This window comes from Achromobacter pestifer (genome assembly GCF_902859625.1).
Classification (GTDB): Bacteria; Pseudomonadota; Gammaproteobacteria; order Burkholderiales; family Burkholderiaceae_B; genus Achromobacter; species Achromobacter pestifer.
Genome location: NZ_CADIJX010000005.1, coordinates 265,181 through 281,833, shown reverse-complemented (window position 1 = coordinate 281,833; position 16,653 = coordinate 265,181). Strand labels below are relative to the sequence as shown.

At 63.7% G+C, this 16,653-nt stretch carries 17 protein-coding genes; 10 read left to right on the top strand and 7 right to left on the bottom strand.

Annotated elements, in window-relative coordinates:
• The first annotated feature begins 72 nt into the window (after positions 1–72).
• From rpoE to HV753_RS20415, 10 genes are all read left to right on the top strand, one after another.
• On the top strand, positions 73–672 hold the full coding sequence (rpoE, locus tag HV753_RS20460; protein ID WP_006218045.1) for an RNA polymerase sigma factor RpoE: 600 nt from the start codon (positions 73–75) through the stop codon (positions 670–672).
• A gap of 12 nt (positions 673–684) precedes the next feature.
• Positions 685–1,191 (top strand): sigma-E factor negative regulatory protein, encoded by a 507-nt coding sequence (locus HV753_RS20455; RefSeq protein WP_175176426.1) that lies wholly within the window; start codon positions 685–687, stop codon positions 1,189–1,191.
• On the top strand, positions 1,191–2,270 hold the full coding sequence (locus tag HV753_RS20450) for a MucB/RseB C-terminal domain-containing protein (RefSeq protein ID WP_175176425.1): 1,080 nt from the start codon (positions 1,191–1,193) through the stop codon (positions 2,268–2,270). The genes HV753_RS20455 and HV753_RS20450 overlap by 1 nt, the downstream gene beginning before the upstream one ends.
• A 107-nt stretch (positions 2,271–2,377) precedes the next feature.
• On the top strand, positions 2,378–3,799 hold the full coding sequence (locus HV753_RS20445; protein ID WP_425485917.1) for a DegQ family serine endoprotease: 1,422 nt from the start codon (positions 2,378–2,380) through the stop codon (positions 3,797–3,799).
• 222 nt (positions 3,800–4,021) lie between these two features.
• Entirely contained in the window at positions 4,022–5,815 is a 1,794-nt protein-coding gene (lepA, locus tag HV753_RS20440) for a translation elongation factor 4 (RefSeq protein ID WP_175176423.1), read from the top strand.
• A 23-nt stretch (positions 5,816–5,838) separates the two neighbouring features.
• Positions 5,839–6,723 carry a signal peptidase I gene (gene lepB, locus HV753_RS20435; RefSeq protein ID WP_175176422.1) on the top strand — a complete coding sequence of 295 codons (885 nt, stop codon included), beginning with the start codon at positions 5,839–5,841 and terminating at the stop codon, positions 6,721–6,723.
• A gap of 2 nt (positions 6,724–6,725) precedes the next feature.
• Positions 6,726–7,487, top strand: a complete 762-nt coding sequence (gene rnc / locus HV753_RS20430) for a ribonuclease III (RefSeq protein ID WP_175176421.1) — start codon at positions 6,726–6,728, stop codon at positions 7,485–7,487.
• Complete coding sequence (gene era / locus HV753_RS20425; protein ID WP_175176420.1) at positions 7,484–8,374, top strand: GTPase Era; 891 nt, start codon at positions 7,484–7,486, stop codon at positions 8,372–8,374. Before rnc ends, era begins: the two co-directional genes overlap by 4 nt.
• On the top strand, positions 8,367–8,954 hold the full coding sequence (gene recO, locus HV753_RS20420; RefSeq protein ID WP_175176419.1) for a DNA repair protein RecO: 588 nt from the start codon (positions 8,367–8,369) through the stop codon (positions 8,952–8,954). Before era ends, recO begins: the two co-directional genes overlap by 8 nt.
• Before the next feature lie 16 nt (positions 8,955–8,970).
• On the top strand, positions 8,971–9,879 hold the full coding sequence (locus HV753_RS20415) for a LysR family transcriptional regulator (RefSeq protein WP_175176418.1): 909 nt from the start codon (positions 8,971–8,973) through the stop codon (positions 9,877–9,879).
• Positions 9,880–9,927: 48 nt separating this feature from the next.
• Here the strand turns inward: HV753_RS20415 and HV753_RS20410 are convergent, their stop codons facing one another.
• From HV753_RS20410 to HV753_RS20380, 7 genes are all read right to left on the bottom strand, one after another.
• Positions 9,928–11,028 carry a pyridoxal-phosphate dependent enzyme gene (locus HV753_RS20410; protein ID WP_175176417.1) on the bottom strand — a complete coding sequence of 367 codons (1,101 nt, stop codon included), beginning with the start codon at positions 11,026–11,028 and terminating at the stop codon, positions 9,928–9,930.
• Between the two features lie 3 nt (positions 11,029–11,031).
• Positions 11,032–12,012, bottom strand: a complete 981-nt coding sequence (locus HV753_RS20405; RefSeq protein WP_175176416.1) for a M14 family metallopeptidase — start codon at positions 12,010–12,012, stop codon at positions 11,032–11,034.
• Between the two features lie 31 nt (positions 12,013–12,043).
• Positions 12,044–13,000, bottom strand: coding sequence for a Bug family tripartite tricarboxylate transporter substrate binding protein (locus HV753_RS20400; RefSeq protein WP_175176415.1), 957 nt, complete (start codon positions 12,998–13,000; stop codon positions 12,044–12,046).
• Between the two features lie 90 nt (positions 13,001–13,090).
• Entirely contained in the window at positions 13,091–14,380 is a 1,290-nt protein-coding gene (locus HV753_RS20395) for an NTP/NDP exchange transporter (protein WP_175176414.1), read from the bottom strand.
• Between the two features lie 6 nt (positions 14,381–14,386).
• Positions 14,387–15,304: an aldo/keto reductase gene (locus HV753_RS20390; RefSeq protein WP_175176413.1), complete on the bottom strand. Its 918-nt coding sequence runs from the start codon at positions 15,302–15,304 to the stop codon at positions 14,387–14,389.
• A 74-nt stretch (positions 15,305–15,378) separates the two neighbouring features.
• Positions 15,379–16,089, bottom strand: a complete 711-nt coding sequence (locus tag HV753_RS20385; RefSeq protein ID WP_175176412.1) for a Bax inhibitor-1/YccA family protein — start codon at positions 16,087–16,089, stop codon at positions 15,379–15,381.
• Between the two features lie 132 nt (positions 16,090–16,221).
• Positions 16,222–16,608, bottom strand: coding sequence for a hypothetical protein (locus tag HV753_RS20380; RefSeq protein ID WP_175176411.1), 387 nt, complete (start codon positions 16,606–16,608; stop codon positions 16,222–16,224).
• Between the last annotated feature and the right edge of the window lie 45 nt (positions 16,609–16,653).

The window sequence follows — 16,653 nt, the reverse complement described above, 5'->3', positions numbered from 1 at the left end:
CTGGCGGCGCCTTTGCCTGCTAGCGGGCACGGCGCGGCGCGCTTGGCCGGCGGCACGCCCGCAGGAGGCGTCATGAGCGAGCGCGAAGTCGACGCCGAGCTTGTCGCGCGCGTTCAACGGGGCGACAAAAAGGCTTTCGATCTGCTGGTGCTGAAGTACCAGCGCAAGATTCTCCGCCTGCTGGCCCGGATGATCCGCGACCCCTCGGAAATCGAGGACGTCGCCCAGGAAGCCTTCATCAAGGCTTACCGGGCGCTGCCCCAGTTCCGGGGCGACAGCGCGTTCTACACCTGGTTGTATCGTATCGCCATCAATACGGCGCGCAACTGGCTGGCCTCTCAAGGCCGGCGTCCGAGCGCGCCCAATGCGATAGAAACGGAAGACGGTGAAACTTTTAACGAAACCGACAACCTAACCGATATAAGCACGCCGGAATCCATGGTTGCCAGCCGCGAAATCGCCGAAACGGTGAACGCGGCCATCGAGGAATTGCCCGAAGAGTTGCGCACCGCAATTGTCCTGCGTGAAATCGAAGGTATGAGTTACGAAGACATCGCCCAGAGCATGGATTGCCCGATCGGTACGGTGCGCTCCCGCATTTTTCGTGCGCGCGAGGCCATCGCGACCAAATTGCGTCCATTGCTTGGCACCGATGCCGAGCGTCGCTGGTAAGGAGTGGCAGTCATGCAAACAGCAGCCAAGTCCGTTGAGATCGCCGAAACCTCCTGGGAGGAATCGGTTTCCGCCTGGATGGACGGAGAAGATTCCGACGATATTCTTCCCAGTCTGTTGTCCAAGGAAGGACGTCAGACCTGGGACACCTATCATTTGATCGGTGATTCCCTCCGTAATGCCGATCTGGCGTTGACGCCCAGCGCTGCCTTCCAGTCGCGACTGGCGCGGGCGCTGGATGCGGAACTGCCGATCGTGGCGGCGCCCCGGCGCCGTTCACCGTTGCGCTACGGCCTGTCCGGCCTGGCGGTCGCGGCCGCCGTGGCGACCGTCGCCTGGGTGGCGCAGCCGTATCTCACGGGCACGCCGGCGACAGAAGTGCGCGTGCTGGCCGATGCCAGCGGCACGCCAGCCTCCGCCGATGATGCGGGCTTGCGCGACTACCTTGAGGCCCATCGCCAGATGGCCGGCCCCAGCGCAGTGCGACAAGTTTCGTTCGACGTCGGAGCGGGGCGTTGATGGCGCTGGTGTTACCGACACGTTGGCCGCGCGCAGCCTCCTGGCACGCGCACCGCGCTGGCTGGTTCGCCGCCACGCTTTTGACCGCATTCCTGGCCGCGCATGAACCCGCGCGTGCCGCCGACGCAGCGCCCGCGACCGACGACGTGGTTCAGTTGTTGTCGCGCATCCAGCAGGCTGCTCGCAAGCAGGATTACGCCGGCGTCTTCATGTATCAGCAGGGCGAGATGATCCAGTCCTCGCGTCTGGTGCACGTCCTGGACGGCACGGGCGAGCGCGAACGCCTGGAGATCCTGGACGGCCAGCCGCGCGAATATCTGCGCCATAACGATGATGTGCAGTGCCTGATCCCCGAACGCAAGACCGTGCTGGTCGAGCGCCGTCGCGGCGACCGCTTCCCTGGCTTGTTGCTGGGTGATCCGGCCAGTCTGGCCGAGCACTACAAGATCAGCACCGAACCCACGATGCACCGTGTAGCGGGTCGGGAATGCAGGCTGATCACGATCGAACCGCTGGACAAGCTGCGCTATGGTTACCGCCTGTGCGCCGACGTTGAAACCAATCTGCTGTTGAAGGCCCAGACCCTGAACGCCGCGCGTGGCGTGGTCGAGCAGGTGTCGTTCACCTCGCTGCGGCTGGGCTCGGAAGTGGATCCCCAATTGCTGACCTCGCGCTGGAGCACGCGCGACTGGAAGGTGCTTGAGCCGTCGATGACGCCCGTGGACCTGACGGCCCAGGGTTGGCGGATTCCGGCTCCCAAGGGCTTCAAGGTGATCATGCAGGTGGCGCGCTCAATGGGGCGCGGGGCAACGGTCAATCAGATGGTGCTGTCCGACGGACTGGCGGCCATTTCAGTCTTCATCGAGCCCTATGATGCCCAGCGTGGGCACCGTCCCCCGCATGGCGCCGCGCAACGCGGTTCGATTACCGTCTATGGAACGCGCATTGCGGACTTCTGGCTGACGGCCGTGGGTGAAGTGCCCGTGGCGACGCTGGAACAGCTGGCGGAAGCGACTGAGTATGTGCCCGCCGCACCTGCGGCAGCAGCGCCAGCAACCGGAACGGCCGGATCCAAGTGATCCGCGCCCCGGGGTGGCAAGCAGCAATTTCGGAGTAACTTATGAAAGCAATGACGGTGTCGAACGCTTTTTTCCGGCGCTTTCTGGTGGTCGTGGCGGCAGGCGTGATGATGTCCGCCGCGTATGTTCCCGCTTCGGTGGCGCAGACGCCCACCGTGGCGTTGCCCGACTTTACGAGCATTGTTGAAAAGACCGACCCCGCGGTCGTGAACATCCGCACCACGGCCACCGTGCCGGTGCGTGGTCCAGGCGGCGGTGGCGGTAGCGGCGATCCCTACGAATTGTTCCGTTGGTTCTTCGGTCCTGAATTCCAGCCCCCGGGCCCGGGTGGCGGCCAGGGCCCGACACCGCGTCAGCGTCCGCAGCCCTCGCAGCCTGAAGAGCGCACCGTGCCGCGCGGCGTGGGTTCGGGCTTCTTCATTTCGACCGACGGCTACATCCTGACCAACAACCACGTGGTGGTTGATGCGACCGATATCTATGTGACGCTGACTGACGGCCGCGAGTTCAAGGCCAAGGTCATCGGCACGGACGAACGCACGGACGTGGCGCTGATCAAGGTCGAGGCCAAGGACATGATTCCGCTGGTCATCGGTGATCCCAAGAAGCTGAAGAAGGGACAGTGGGTGCTGGCCATCGGTTCGCCGTTTGGCCTGGATTCCACGGTAACGTCCGGCATCGTCAGCGCCATTGGCCGCGACACTGGCGAATACCTGCCGTTCATTCAGACTGACGTGGCCGTGAACCCTGGCAACTCGGGTGGCCCGCTGATCAATCTGGACGGCGAGGTGGTGGGGATCAATTCCCAGATCATCTCGCGCAGCGGCGGCTTCATGGGCATTTCGTTGGCGATCCCGATCGACGAAGCCATGCGCGTGGTGGACCAGTTGCGCGCGACGGGCAAGGTGACGCGCGGCCGTGTCGGCGTGCAGATTGGCGAAGTGGGCAAGGACGTGGCCGAAGCCATTGGCCTGCCCAAGGCCGAGGGCGCGCTGGTCAGCAGCGTGGAAGCCGAAGGCCCCGCCGAACAGGCTGGCGTGCAACCGGGCGACGTGATCCTGAAGTTCAACAATGAGCCGATCAAGCGCTGGTCGGATCTGCCGCGCATTGTCGGTGAAACCAAGCCGGGCACGCGCGCCGACATGGAAGTGTGGCGCAAGGGCAAGAGCATGACGCTGTCGGTCAAGGTCGGCGAAATCCCGACCGAAAAGGCCGCCGCGGCAGGCAAGAAGCCGGCTCCGGCGCCTGAAGTCACCAATGCGCTGGGCCTGGGCGTGGTGGATGTGCCCGCCGATGTGCAGAAGAAGCTGCGTATCAAGGGCGGCGTGCAGGTGAAGGTTGCCGAAGGCTCCGCTGCCAAGGCTGGCTTGCAGGAAGGCGATATTGTGTTGGCCTTGAACGACACTGACGTCACGGGCGCCAAGCAATTCGCCGAACTCGTGGGCAAGCTGGACAAGGCGCGCGCCGTGGGTTTGCTGGTGCGCCGCGGTGATCAGACGCAGTGGGTGGCGGTTCCGGCCTCGAAGTAAAGTCCTGGCGAGAGGCGCTTTTTGCCCCGGGGCGGCCCGACGGCAGAAAAAAAACTCCAAGACCAGCTAAAATGGCTGGTTGCCGCAAGAGGGGGCGCCTGGCGCCCCCTCGTTCTTGCCCGGGCATTGTGCCCGCCAGCGCCCCTCTCGTCAGCCGTGCGTACTCCGGCGGCGGTGTCTTCCGGCCATGTGCCGAGTGTTCCGTCCCTTATAATTTCAAGCATGCAGCATATTCGCAACTTCTCCATCATTGCCCACATCGATCATGGCAAATCGACTTTGGCCGATCGCTTGATCCAGCGCTGCGGCGGATTGGCGGATCGCGAAATGTCGGCGCAAGTGCTCGACTCCATGGAGATCGAGCGCGAGCGCGGCATCACCATCAAGGCCCAGACCGCCGCTCTGCATTACAAGGCGAAGGACGGCAAGACCTACAACCTGAACCTGATCGACACTCCGGGGCACGTGGACTTCTCGTATGAAGTCAGCCGTTCGCTGTCCGCGTGCGAAGGCGCGCTGTTGGTGGTCGACGCATCCCAGGGCGTGGAAGCGCAGACGGTGGCCAACTGCTACACCGCGATTGAACTGGGTGTGGAAGTGGTGCCGGTGCTGAACAAGATGGATCTGCCGCAGGCCGATCCCGAAGGCGCGCGCCAGGAAGTCGAAGACGTGATCGGCATCGACGCCTCGGAGGCCGTGCTGGCCAGCGCCAAGACGGGCATGGGTATCGACGAGATCCTGGAAACCATCGTGGCTCGCGTGCCGGAGCCCAAGGGCGATCCCACCGCGCCGCTGCAAGCGCTGGTCATCGACTCGTGGTTCGACAACTACGTGGGCGTGGTCATGCTGGTGCGCATCATCAATGGCGTGCTCAAGCCCAAGGACAAGATCCTGCTGATGGCCTCTGGCGCCACCCACCTGTGCGAGCAGACCGGCGTATTCACGCCGAAGTCGCAGCAGCGTCCGCATCTGTCGGCGGGCGAAGTGGGCTTCATCATCGCCGGCATCAAGCAGTTGGAAGACGCCAAGGTGGGCGACACGGTCACGCTGGCGAACAAACCCGCCAGCGAGGCCTTGCCCGGCTTCAAGGAAGTGAAGCCGCAGGTGTTCGCGGGCCTGTATCCCGTGGAAAGTTCTGAATACGACCAGCTGCGTGATTCGCTCGACAAGCTGAAGCTGAACGACGCCGCGCTGATGTTTGAACCGGAAGTCTCGCAGGCCTTGGGCTTCGGCTTCCGTTGCGGTTTCCTGGGGCTGTTGCACATGGAAATCGTGCAAGAGCGCCTGGAGCGCGAGTTCGACATGGACATCATCACCACCGCGCCGTCGGTGGTGTACGAGGTCCAGCAGCGCGATGGCTCCGTGATTACAGTGGAAAGCCCGTCGCGCATGCCCGAAGTGGGCAAGATCGAGGACATCCGCGAACCCATCGTGAAGGTCACGCTGTTCATGCCGCAGGACTACGTGGGTCCGGTCATGACGCTGTGCAACAACAAGCGTGGTTCGCAAATCAACATGAGCTATCACGGCCGCCAGGTGCACCTGGTGTACGAGATTCCGCTGGCCGAAATCGTGCTGGACTTCTTCGACAAGCTGAAGTCGGTGTCGCGCGGTTATGCGTCGATGGACTATGAATTCCTGGAGTACCGGTCGGCTGACGTGGTGCGGGTGGACTTGTTGATCAACAACGACCGCGTGGATGCGCTGGCCGTGATCGTTCACCGCAGCAATGCGCGCCATCGGGCGCGCGACGTCGTGACCCGCATGCGCGGCCTGATTCCGCGCCAGATGTTCGATGTGGTCATCCAGGCCGCCATCGGCGCCGAAATCATCGCGCGTGAGAACGTGAAGGCATTGCGCAAGAACGTGCTGGCCAAGTGCTACGGCGGTGATATCTCGCGCAAGAAGAAGCTGCTGGAAAAGCAGAAGGCCGGCAAGAAGCGCATGAAGCAGGTGGGTAGCGTGGAAATTCCGCAGGAGGCGTTCCTGGCCATCCTGCAAGTGGAAGACAAGTAGAACCAAAAGAAGGCGGTTAGCTGATGAGTTGGAACTTTGCCCTGATCCTGTTTGTTCTGCTGGTACTGACCGGCATTATCTGGGTGCTTGATCTGGCGGTACTGCGGCGTGGCCGCGAAGCCCGAGCGCAAGCGGCAATGGCGCAGTACGACGCGGCCCTGGTCGGAGACGCTCAGGAAGCCGAGCGCCTGCGCCGCGAAGCCGGTGATGCCGCGCGCCGCGTGCCGTGGTGGATCGAGTACGCGGTCAGCTTCTTCCCCGTCATCCTGTTCGTTTTCATGCTGCGCTCGTTCGTGGTGGAACCGTTCCGGATTCCGTCAGGTTCGATGCTGCCGACGCTACAGTCCGGCGACCTGATCCTGGTGAACAAGTTCAGCTACGGCTTGCGCCTGCCGGTGATCGACAAGAAGGTCGTTGAGATTGGCAAGCCCAAGCGCGGCGATGTGTTCGTGTTCCGCTACCCGGTGGATCCGGACGTGGACTACATCAAGCGCGTGGTTGGCCTGCCGGGTGACGAAATCGCCTATCTGGACAAAAAGCTGTACGTCAACGGCGAATTGGTGCCGCATGTACGCGATGGCGACTACTTCGAGCCGGATCGTGTCTCCTATATCGCACAATATAAAGAGAAATTGGGCGACGTTGAACACAAGATCCTGCTAGATGAAGGAAAGCCGCAAGATTATTCGGCGATATGGCAATTTCCCTCCCGGGAAAACTGCCAATACAGCCGCAATGGGGTACGCTGCAAAGTACCTGAAGGCAGTTATTTCGCCATGGGCGATAATCGGGATAACAGCGCAGACAGCCGATACTGGGGCTTCGTACCTGAATCCAATATCGTCGGACGCGCGTTTTTCATCTGGATGAATTTCAGCGATCTCAGCCGCATCGGCCGGTTCAACTGATTATGTCGCTAGCCACGCTAGAAAACCGCCTGGATCACCACTTCGGTGATCCAGCCTTGCTTGAACAGGCACTAACGCATCGCAGTCACGGTGCGCGCCATAACGAGCGGCTGGAATTCCTTGGGGATTCCGTGCTGAACTTCGTCGTCGCGGCCATGTTGTTCGAGCGTTATTCGAAAATCGACGAAGGCGATCTGTCGCGGCTGCGGGCCAATCTGGTCAAGCAAGCCTCGCTGGCGGATATCGCGCAGCGCCTGGAACTCTCGCAGTATCTGCGCCTGGGTGAAGGTGAATTGAAGAGCGGCGGATTCCGCCGGCCGTCCATCCTTGCGGACACGGTCGAGGCGTTGTTCGGCGCCGTCTTCCTGGATGCGGGCTTCGATGCCGCGCGTCACGTGATCGTGCGCCAGTACCAGCCGGTGCTGGCGTCGGTGGATCCCAAAACGCTGGGCAAGGACGCCAAGACCTTGTTGCAGGAATTCCTGCAAGGCCGCAAGTTGGCGCTGCCGTTGTATACGGTGGTGGCCACCCATGGCGCGGCCCACAGTCAGCAGTTCGAAGTCGAGTGCGCCATCCCGGCGCTCGAGATCAAGGTTACGGCGCCTGGCGCCAGCCGCCGCGCCGCCGAGCAATCAGCGGCCAAGCTGGCGTTGGAGGCCGCGTTGGCCATCAGCCCCGCGACCAAGGCTGCCCGCAAGTCGGGCAAGGCGCGCAAAACCGCGCAATTGTCGCTGCCCGTGGCAGTGGCTCAAGAGACTAAATGAGCGATACCCCTTTTCGTACTGGCTTTGTCGCCATCGTTGGCCGTCCCAATGTGGGCAAGTCCACGCTGACGAACGCCCTGATCGGTTCCAAGATCTCCATCGTGTCGCGCAAGGCGCAGACCACGCGCCACCGCATTCACGGTGTGCTGACGCGCGAGCACGAGCAGTTCGTGTTTGTGGATACCCCGGGCTTCCAAACGCGCCATGGCGGCGCCATGAACCGGATGATGAACCGCGTGGTGACGCAGGCGCTGGCCGACGTCGACGTCGTGGTGCATGTGGTCGAGGCCGGCAAGTGGTCTGAAGGCGATGCCAAGTTGCTGCCGCTGCTGCCCAACCCGGAACGCACGATCCTGGTCGTGTCCAAGATCGACGCACTGAAAAACCGCGACGATCTGTTCGCCTTCGTGTCCAAGATCATGGCGCTGCATCCGTTCGGTGCCGTGGTGCCGGTCAGCGCCACCAAGAACCAGCAACTGGATCAGCTGCTGCAAGAGATCTCGACGCGCTTGCCGGAAGGCGAAGCGATGTTCGAGGAAGACACGCTGACCGACCGTCCCATGCGCTTCATCGCCGCCGAGCTGGTGCGCGAGAAGATCTTCCGCCTGGTGGGTGACGAACTGCCGTATGGCTGTACGGTTGTCATCGAGCAATGGGAAGAGACCAACAAGGGCGCGCATATCAACGCCTGCGTGGTGGTCGAGCGCGACAGCCACAAGCCCATCCTGTTGGGCACGGGTGGCATGCACATGAAGCGTATTGCCTCCGAGGCGCGGCAGGACATCGCCAAGCTGCTGGACAAACCCGTGCACCTTGAGGTCTACATCAAGGTGCGCAAGGGCTGGTCCGACCGCGAGGGTGCGCTCCGCGATCTGGGCTATGAGTAGACGGGCGCCTCGCGTCCAGGATCGCCCGGGATTTATGTTGCACGCCACTGCGTGGCGTGAGACATCCCTTATTGTTCAGACGTTCTCGCGCGATCATGGCTGTGTAGCCATGGTCGCCAAGGGCGCCAAGCGCCCTTATTCCGTTTTGCGCCCCGTATTGTCGGCCTTTCAGCCCCTGCTGCTGTCCTGGACCGGCAATGGCGAGGTCAAGACCCTGACCCGTGCCGAGATTGCCGGCATTCGCCCATTGACGGGCACCGCCCTGATGTCCGCCTGGTACATGAACGAGCTGCTGCTGCGCTTGTTGCCGCGCGAAGACGCCCACCCCTTGCTGTTCGATGCCTATGACATGGCCTTGCAGCAGCTGTCCAACGGTACCCGCGCCGCAGGGGCGCTGCGCCGGTTTGAATGGACCTTGCTGCGCGAAACCGGCTATGGCGTGGATGAAGACGCCCCGGACTTTGACGACCCGGTGATCGAACCGGCATTGCGCCGCGACTTGCGCGAACGCTTGGCCGAGATCCTGGCTGGCCGTCCGCTGTCCACCCGTCGCGTACTGATGGACCTACAGCGCATCTAGGCGCGGCGAGTGGCCCATGACCTTCACGCTGAAACAGGTCGAGACCTTTCGCACTGTCTACGAAACGGAAAGCGTGACTGCCGCCGCCCGGCGCCTGGACGTGTCGCCCGCCACCGTCAGCGCCACCTTGGCCGCGTTGGAGGCAAGCATCGAGTTGCGCCTGTTCGAGCGCGTGCGCCAGCGTATGCAGCGCACGCCCGAGGCCACCCTGTTGTATGAGGAAATCCGCCGTTTGAATGTTGGCTTGGAAAGCCTCGGCCGCAAGATTCGTGCAATCCGCGGGGCGGCGCAACCGCGCCTGCGTATCGGCTGCATTCATGCGTACAGTGGCGCCGTCGTCAGCGATGCGATATCGCGTTTTCGCGAGCGCTATCCAGACACCCCTCTGTATTTGCAGATCCGCGATTCCAATACCTTGCGCGACATGGTGGTGTCGGGCGAACTTGACCTGGCCGTGGTGGCCGACGAATCAGAGCTGGAAGGGCTGCGCGGTCACCGGCTGGCCAGCTTGCGGGCCGTGGCTGTTTTCCCGGCGACGCATGGACTTGCGCGCCTTGAGCGCGTGGGTTTTTCGCATCTGGCCGATTTGGATGTGATTGCCCTGAATGCAGAGGACGGTTCGCGCAAACGGCTGGATTCCCTTTTGCGTAAAGCAGGCCAGGGTTTGCGGGTCGCGATCGAGACTCCGTACTCGAATACGGTTTGCCAATTGGCGCTGGCGGGCCACGGGGTCGGCATTGCCAACCCGGCGACGGCGGTGGGCATGGAGGCCGCGGGACTTTGCTATCGCCCGCTTGCGGCCGCCGTGCATTTTGAATGCCACATGATCCTGCACGGTAGCCGGCCGCTGTCCGAAGCCGGCAAATTCTGGGCTACCTGCCTACGCGGCGCGCTGGCCCCGTTGGTGGACCGTTTCGGGGTCTAGGGCGTCATAGCCCCATTGCAGATTGGCAAGCCCAGGTCCATGCCAGGTTCAGCCCCGCCGTCCGTCGGACGTCACGATCAGTACGACCGAGGATTCCGCATCCAGCACGCCCGCGCGCCTGAGCCGGGACACGGCGGCCAGCGCGGCGGCGGAAGACAGCTCGGTGCTGAGGCCCCTGCGTTCCAGCCGCTGTTGTGCCTGCGCGGCGCCGGCATCGGAGATCTCCACGGGTACTCCGTCAGAACGAGACAAGGCTTCCAGGGATTGCAAGGTGCAGGTGCCGCCCGCGATGGAGTACTGGTCCGTCACGCCTTCCCACTGGCCGCGCGCATCGCCCGCGGCGCGGGCCCGGGACAAGCGGGCGTAGGGCTCGACCGCGTGCAGGCGGGGCAGGCGGGTGATCCGCCCGCTTTGCAGCAGGTGCTGCCAGCCCAGGAAAATTCCCCACAGCAGATCGCCGCGTGCCGTGGGCACGATGATGTCGGTCGGCGTGCCGCAGTCGTCCAGGATCTCTTGGGCGATGGGCTTGTAGCCTTCAACGCCGTAAGGATGCGTGCCGACAGGCGGATTCAGGTAGTTCGTGCCGGCGAACGCCCCCTGGTTGCGGCACAGATCCGACACGTGCGGCCAGCGGGCCAAGCTGTCCTCAAAGGCGGTGAGCTTGGCTCCGAAACGCTGCATGGCTTCTCGTTGCAAGGGCGGACAGTTGCGGGTGATGGCGATATCCGCCTGCAACCCAGCTGCCGCGCAATAGGCCGCCAGCGAGACGCCGGCATTGCCGCTGGAGGCCGCGGCCACCCGGGTTGCGCCGGCCAGGCGCGCGCGTGACACCAATTGGGCAGCCATGCGGTCCTTGTGGCTGCCCGTGGGATTGGCGCTTTCGCATTTGAGCCATAGCTGGCCGATGCCTTCGGACGCTGCCAGATCCATTGCTTCCAGCTGGGGGGTGGCGCCTTCACCCAGCGTGACGGGCGCCAGCACAGGCAAGGGAATGTCGTTGTCCGCCGCAGCGGCGTCGTAGCAGCATTCCAGGGTGGCGGGGTGCCCTATCGCCAGGCAGGTCGGGCAGCCTTCGGGATAGTCATCTGGCAACCACAGGTTTGCGCAGCGGATGCAACGCAGGCCGGACAAGCTGGGGTTCATCTTCATGGGTCAATACTTGGATACGAGAGAGTCCAGGGGGAGGGCGGGGGCGACTTGCAGCAGGCAGTCGCCGTCGTCGCTGCGCGCGATGGCGCGCAGGCAGACGATCGTGCCGGCTTGAGGGCTGGACAGGGGGCGCATCGGCATATCAGGACGTGCCGGTTCCATCAGGCGGCCGATGCGTTGGCCTGCCGAGACCGACTGTCCCAATTCAACATCGGGCACGAATACGCCGGGTTCGCGCGTGCGCAGCGTGGCGGCGGGCGCATCCAGGTCATGCAGCGAGATGTCCGCATTGCCGGACGAGGCGCGCTCGGACAGAAGGCCCAGTGCGCCCAGGCAGCCCAGCAGGCCATCGCGGCATTGGTCTACCAGCGTGCTGCTGGTTTCTCTTCCGCCGCCAATCTCCGCGCTTAGCCGCAGGACGCCGTGGCGGCTGGCTGCGGCAGGCATGGAGCCAGCTTCGTTGCCGCGGAAGAACATGCAATGCGGCATGCCGAAGGCGCGCGCCAGGGCAGGCAGGCGCTCATCATAGGCATCGTCGCCATAGCGCGTGATTACGGACGACGGCAGATAGCGTAGGGAGGCGCCGCCGCTGTGCACATCCACCATGGCCTGTATGCGAGGTAGCAGCCGCGCTTCCAGTGCGGCGGCGATACTTTCGGTGTAGCCGCGCGCGGGTGCACCGAAGAACGCGCGGTTCAGATTGCCGCCGTCGGCCGGCGATAGCCGGGTGCCGGCCAGCGAAGCCTCTGCGTTGACGGCGGGCAGCAGATAGACGGTGCCGCGTTGCAGATTGGCTGGCAGGTGGTGCCACAAGTCCAGGATGGCCGCCTGGCCTTCCCATTCGTCGCCGTGCACACCGGCGAGCAAGGCAACGGCGGGGCCAGGCCCTGCCTCGATCCGCAGCACGGGTATCGTGATGCGGCGGTAGGCCGATGCGTTGGTTGCCGCGGCAACGGAGAAATCCTCCCGGCTTACCTGGACCATGCTGCGGCTCCGGCAAGGGCGTGTTCGCCGTTCAATCCAATGTGGCGGCCTTGATGATGCTGTCCCATTTGGGCAGCTCCTTGCGAATCTGGGTCTGTACGTCCTGGGGCGTGCCGCCCAGGGGCTCTTGGGAACGGCTGCGCAGCTCTTGCTCGACCTTGTCCGACCGCAGAGCCTGATTCAGCGCAGCATTCAGACGAGCGATGGCGGCCGGCGGCGTGCCAGCAGGCGCGATCAGCGCGCTCCAGGCGGATTGTTCGTAGTCGGGGTAGCCCTGTTCGGCCACCGTGGGCACATCGGGGTTGGAGGCGGCGCGGGCTTTGGTTGTGACGGCGAGCGCGCGCAGGCGCCCGTCCTTCAGATTGCCGATCAGCGGCGGCAGATTCTCCATCATGGCGTCGACGTGGCCGCCGAGCAGGTCGGAGAGCTGCGCGGCCGTCGCCTTGTAGGGGATCTGGCGCACGGCGGCGCCGGTCTGGGCGATGAAGAGCTTCACGCCGACCTCGCTGGTCGTGCCCGGGTCTGCCGACGTCATGGTCAGACGGTCAGGCTGGGCGCGGCTGGCTTCGATGAAAGCCTTCAGGTCGTGATAGGGCGAGTTCGCGTTGACGACGATGACGTTCGGGGTTTCGGCCACCAAGCCGATGGGTGTCACGTCGCGGTCCAGGTCATAGAGCTGCTGTTTGAACAGGAACCGGTGCAGCACCAGCGTGCCCACATGCGCATAGCCGATGGTGTAGCCGTCGGCTGCGGCGCGCACCACGGCCTGCGTGCCGATGCGGCCGCCTGCGCCGACGCGGTTTTCCACCACGACCGGCTGGCCCAGCTGGCGGCTCATTTCTTGGCCGATCAGGCGAGCCGTGATGTCTGCGTTGCCCCCTGCGGCGGCGGGCACGATCAATGTGATCGCACGTTCGGGATAGTCGGCTTGCGCGGAGGCAGCGGCAAGGCAAAGCAGCAGGGCGGCAAAGCAGACGGTGCGTTTCATGACGATTCCCGAGGCGTTGAGAGCTGCGCCATTGTGCGGTCGCGGCCGAGAGAATACGTTTGGTTTTATAAGATGGTTATTCAGTAAAACCTAATGATTGTCGGTCTTGCGTGCGTCGGCGTGCTTACCCAGGCGGTCGCCCACGGCGGCCGCACACAGGGCGACCACTGCGCCCAGCAGCGCGATCAGCGCCGCGCCATGTCCCAGCATGTCCACGCCTGCCTTGACCCAGCCGCTGGCCGCGTCGCCGCCGCGGTAGACCACGGTGTCGATCACGTTCTTGGTCTTGTACTTGTCCTCGGGCGGGACGGCGGTGAAGAGCATTTCGCGGCCCGGCCGGATCAACGCATATTCGCCGGCGCGGCGCAGGATCATCGCGGCCGCCAGCACACCGAATACGGGAAATGCGGCCAGCACCAGGAACGCCACGCAGATCGCAAGCGGCACGGCGGTCAGCAGAAAGCGCAGGCCCAGCTTTGCCGCCACCCGGCCCGTGATGAAGACTTGCGACAACAGTGCCAATGCTTGCACGGTGAAGTCCAGCGCGCTGAAGACGCGCAGGCGCTGGGCCGTTTCCGGGAACGCGCTCGCGACCAGCCGCGCCTGTTCCATGTAGAGAAAGGTATTGAGCGTGGCCAGCAGCACGACCAGCAACGAGATGCCCAGCAGGAAAGGCGATCGGAAGATCCGCGACAGGCCTGTCAGAACGCCGCCTTCAATGGGCCGTTGCATGTCGTCGGCCTGAGCGTCTTGGCGATGCGTGGCACGCCAGCGCAACAGCCATTGCTTGAGCGGCAGGGTGGCCGTCAGCAACAGGGCGGACAGCAACAGCAAGCCTGCGGGTCCCAACGTCCCCGCCAGCAGGCCGCCCAGCAGAGGGCCGCACAAGCCGCCCGCGCTGGCGCCGGCTGCGATCAGCGCGAAAAGGCGTTTGGCGGATTCCAGGCGGAACACGTCAGCCATCAGGCTCCAGGCGATGGATACAACAAACAGATTGAAGACCGACAGCCACACGTAGAAGCTGCGTGCCACCCATGCGCTGTCTGGGCGCAGCGTCAGCAGGGCGGCAAAGCCTGCCATCGTCAATGCGAAAAGGCTGTAGACCCAGGTCACCAGCGCGTTGCGGGGCACTCTGGCAGAAAGCCAGCCAAACAGGGGCACCACCGCCAGCGTGGCGATGAAGGTGGCCGTGAACAGCCATTGCAACTGATTCACGCCAGCCTGGATGCCCAGCGTTTCGCGGATGGGCCGAAGCATGAAATAGCCACAGAACAGGAAGAAGAAGAACGCGAAGCCGCAGGCGGCGGGCGCGACTTCTTCGTCATGGATGCCCAGCGCCTGCGCCGCACGTGCGCGCAGGGAGGCAAGGGCGGCATCCATGGCGCTCTACGCCAACAGGGCGGCGATGCGTTCACGCAGGGCGGCATTGGGCTGACGCCCGAACCCCGCCTGTACGTTGTCGGCCATGTTGGCCGGTTTCGAGGTGGCGGGGATGACCGCGGTGACAGCAGGATGGCCGATGATGAATTTCAGGAAAATCTGCGCCCAGCTTGTGCAGGATATCTCGGCAGCCAGGCCGGGCAGGGGGCGGCCTTTGACCTGACGGAACAGCGCACCGTCCTGGAATGGCCGGTTGATCAGCACCGCGACGCCGTTGGCCTGGCAAGCGGGCAGCAGGCGCTTTTCGGCGCTGCGGTCGCCGACGGACAAATTGACCTGAAGGAAATCGGGCTTTTCTCGTTCGACCAGTTCGGTCAGTTCGTCGTGCGCATGGTCGGTGTAGTGCGTGATGCCGATATAGCGGGTGACGCCTTGCTGCTTCAGTTCGCGCAGCAGCGCCAACTGGTTGCGCGTGTCGATCAGGTTGTGCACCTGGATCAGGTCGAGTTTGTCGGTGCCAAGCCGCTTTTGCGACTGCCGTACCTGGTCCATGGCGGACTCGCGGCCTTGGGCGCCGATCTTGGTGGCCAGGAAATACTGATTGCGCATGCCGCCGTGACGCGCCAGCAGCGCACCGACAACCGCTTCGGCTTGGCCGTAGCTGGGCGCGGTATCGATCAGGTAGCCGCCTTCTCGGTTGAAGGTGTCCAGTACCTGGCCCAGCGGTTCCATGGCAGCAGCGTCGCCGGGTGAAACGTTGAAGGTGTCGGCCGTGCCCAGGCCGATGACGGGGATCGAATCGCCCGAGGCGGGGATGGGGCGGCTTAGCATGGCCGGTTTGACGCTGAGCGCGCGTGCGGCGCCCGTGGCGCCCAGCAGAGCGGCGCAGGTGGCGGTCTGAAGAAAGCGGCGGCGATCTTGCATGGCGTGGAGGCGCTCCAAAGAAAAAAGGCCTACACGTGAATGTAGGCCTTTTGGATGGGTCTAGCGACCAGCGGTTACTCGCGGTTGCCGCCGAAAATGCCCAACAGCATCAGCAGGTTCGAGAAGACGTTGTAGACGTCCAGGTAGATCGCCAGCGTGGCGGACACGTAGTTGGTCTCACCGCCGTTCACCACCCGTTGCAGGTCAACCAGCATGAAGGCCGAGAAGACTACGATGGCCATGACCGAGATGGTCAGCATCAGCGCGGGCAGTTGCAGGAAGATGTTGGCCAGGGCCGCTACCAGGATCACCACGGCGCCGATGAACAGGAACTTCTGCATTCCCGACAGATCGCGCTTGATGGTCGTGGCCAGCGTGGCCATCGTGCCGAACACGATCGCCGTGCCGCCGAAGGCCATCATGACCAGTTGCGAACCGTTGCTCATGCCCATCACGAAGCCGAGCAGGCGTGACAGCATGACGCCCATGAAAAACGTGAAGGCCAGCAGCAGCACCACGCCCATCGAGTTGTTCTTGTTCTTCTCGATGGCGAACATCAGGCCGAACGCGCCCACCAGGAACACGATCGCGGACAGGCCAGGGCTGGCGCCCATGACACGGTTGATGCCGGTGTAGAGGCCGACCGCGGCGCCCAGCACCGTGGGGATCAGCGACAGGGCCAAGAGCCAGTAGGTGTTGCGCAGGACCTGGTTGCGAGCGACCTCGCCCGGCGCACCGGCAGCAGCGCCGGAACGGTTAAAAGGGGACGGACGATATTCGTTCATGGAGAACTCCTGTGTACGGCAAAAATAATGATTGCCTAGAAGGCTTAGAGGGGAAGGATACCTTACAGTTCCCTGAAGAATCCAGTTTTTGGAAGATTTAGGCCTGTTGCCGGAACCCTGCCGCCGGCGGGTTCAACCCGGCCGGACATCTTTCAGCACACGAGCAACGATACCCGGTAATTCCGCATCCATGCGGGTTTGGATCTGCTCGATGGCATCGGCCAGCGTCCGGCGCATCAGTTGCTCCACTTCGGCTTGCAGGCGGGCCGTCAGCACCGTCGGGTCGGGCAGGGCCGCGATGGCGGCTTGTGCCTCGGCTTCTGCCTCCGCCTCGGCTTCCTGCTCGTGGGCGACTTCCGTCAACAGGGGAAAGGCATCGTCGGCAAAGGCCGGTTCGACATCATCGGCCAATTGCGTCAGCAAAGGCGCCTCTGCGTCGTCGGCAGACAGGGCGTGAAACGTGGGCTCGGCCCGCTGAGTCAACGTGGGGATGCCGGGATCGTTGGGGCGAGTGGGCATGGGGGTGTCCAAATCTTGATGAGCGGGGCGGCTGAGCGTCCGCTG

Excerpts from the sequence above, each read along its gene's own strand:
- HV753_RS20410 (WP_175176417.1), bottom strand. The coding sequence starts at position 11,028 with ATGAAGATGAACCCCAGCTTGTCCGGCCTGCGTTGCATCCGCTGCGCA.
- HV753_RS20415 (WP_175176418.1), top strand. The coding sequence starts at position 8,971 with ATGACCTTCACGCTGAAACAGGTCGAGACCTTTCGCACTGTCTACGAA.
- HV753_RS20450 (WP_175176425.1), top strand. The coding sequence starts at position 1,191 with ATGGCGCTGGTGTTACCGACACGTTGGCCGCGCGCAGCCTCCTGGCAC.
- rnc (WP_175176421.1), top strand. The coding sequence starts at position 6,726 with ATGTCGCTAGCCACGCTAGAAAACCGCCTGGATCACCACTTCGGTGAT.
- HV753_RS20380 (WP_175176411.1), bottom strand. The coding sequence starts at position 16,608 with ATGCCCACTCGCCCCAACGATCCCGGCATCCCCACGTTGACTCAGCGG.
- HV753_RS20455 (WP_175176426.1), top strand. The coding sequence starts at position 685 with ATGCAAACAGCAGCCAAGTCCGTTGAGATCGCCGAAACCTCCTGGGAG.
- lepB (WP_175176422.1), top strand. The coding sequence starts at position 5,839 with ATGAGTTGGAACTTTGCCCTGATCCTGTTTGTTCTGCTGGTACTGACC.
- HV753_RS20400 (WP_175176415.1), bottom strand. The coding sequence starts at position 13,000 with ATGAAACGCACCGTCTGCTTTGCCGCCCTGCTGCTTTGCCTTGCCGCT.
- HV753_RS20395 (WP_175176414.1), bottom strand. The coding sequence starts at position 14,380 with ATGGATGCCGCCCTTGCCTCCCTGCGCGCACGTGCGGCGCAGGCGCTG.
- HV753_RS20405 (WP_175176416.1), bottom strand. The coding sequence starts at position 12,012 with ATGGTCCAGGTAAGCCGGGAGGATTTCTCCGTTGCCGCGGCAACCAAC.
- HV753_RS20390 (WP_175176413.1), bottom strand. The coding sequence starts at position 15,304 with ATGCAAGATCGCCGCCGCTTTCTTCAGACCGCCACCTGCGCCGCTCTG.
- era (WP_175176420.1), top strand. The coding sequence starts at position 7,484 with ATGAGCGATACCCCTTTTCGTACTGGCTTTGTCGCCATCGTTGGCCGT.
- recO (WP_175176419.1), top strand. The coding sequence starts at position 8,367 with ATGAGTAGACGGGCGCCTCGCGTCCAGGATCGCCCGGGATTTATGTTG.
- rpoE (WP_006218045.1), top strand. The coding sequence starts at position 73 with ATGAGCGAGCGCGAAGTCGACGCCGAGCTTGTCGCGCGCGTTCAACGG.
- lepA (WP_175176423.1), top strand. The coding sequence starts at position 4,022 with ATGCAGCATATTCGCAACTTCTCCATCATTGCCCACATCGATCATGGC.
- HV753_RS20385 (WP_175176412.1), bottom strand. The coding sequence starts at position 16,089 with ATGAACGAATATCGTCCGTCCCCTTTTAACCGTTCCGGCGCTGCTGCC.
- HV753_RS20445 (WP_425485917.1), top strand. The coding sequence starts at position 2,378 with ATGATGTCCGCCGCGTATGTTCCCGCTTCGGTGGCGCAGACGCCCACC.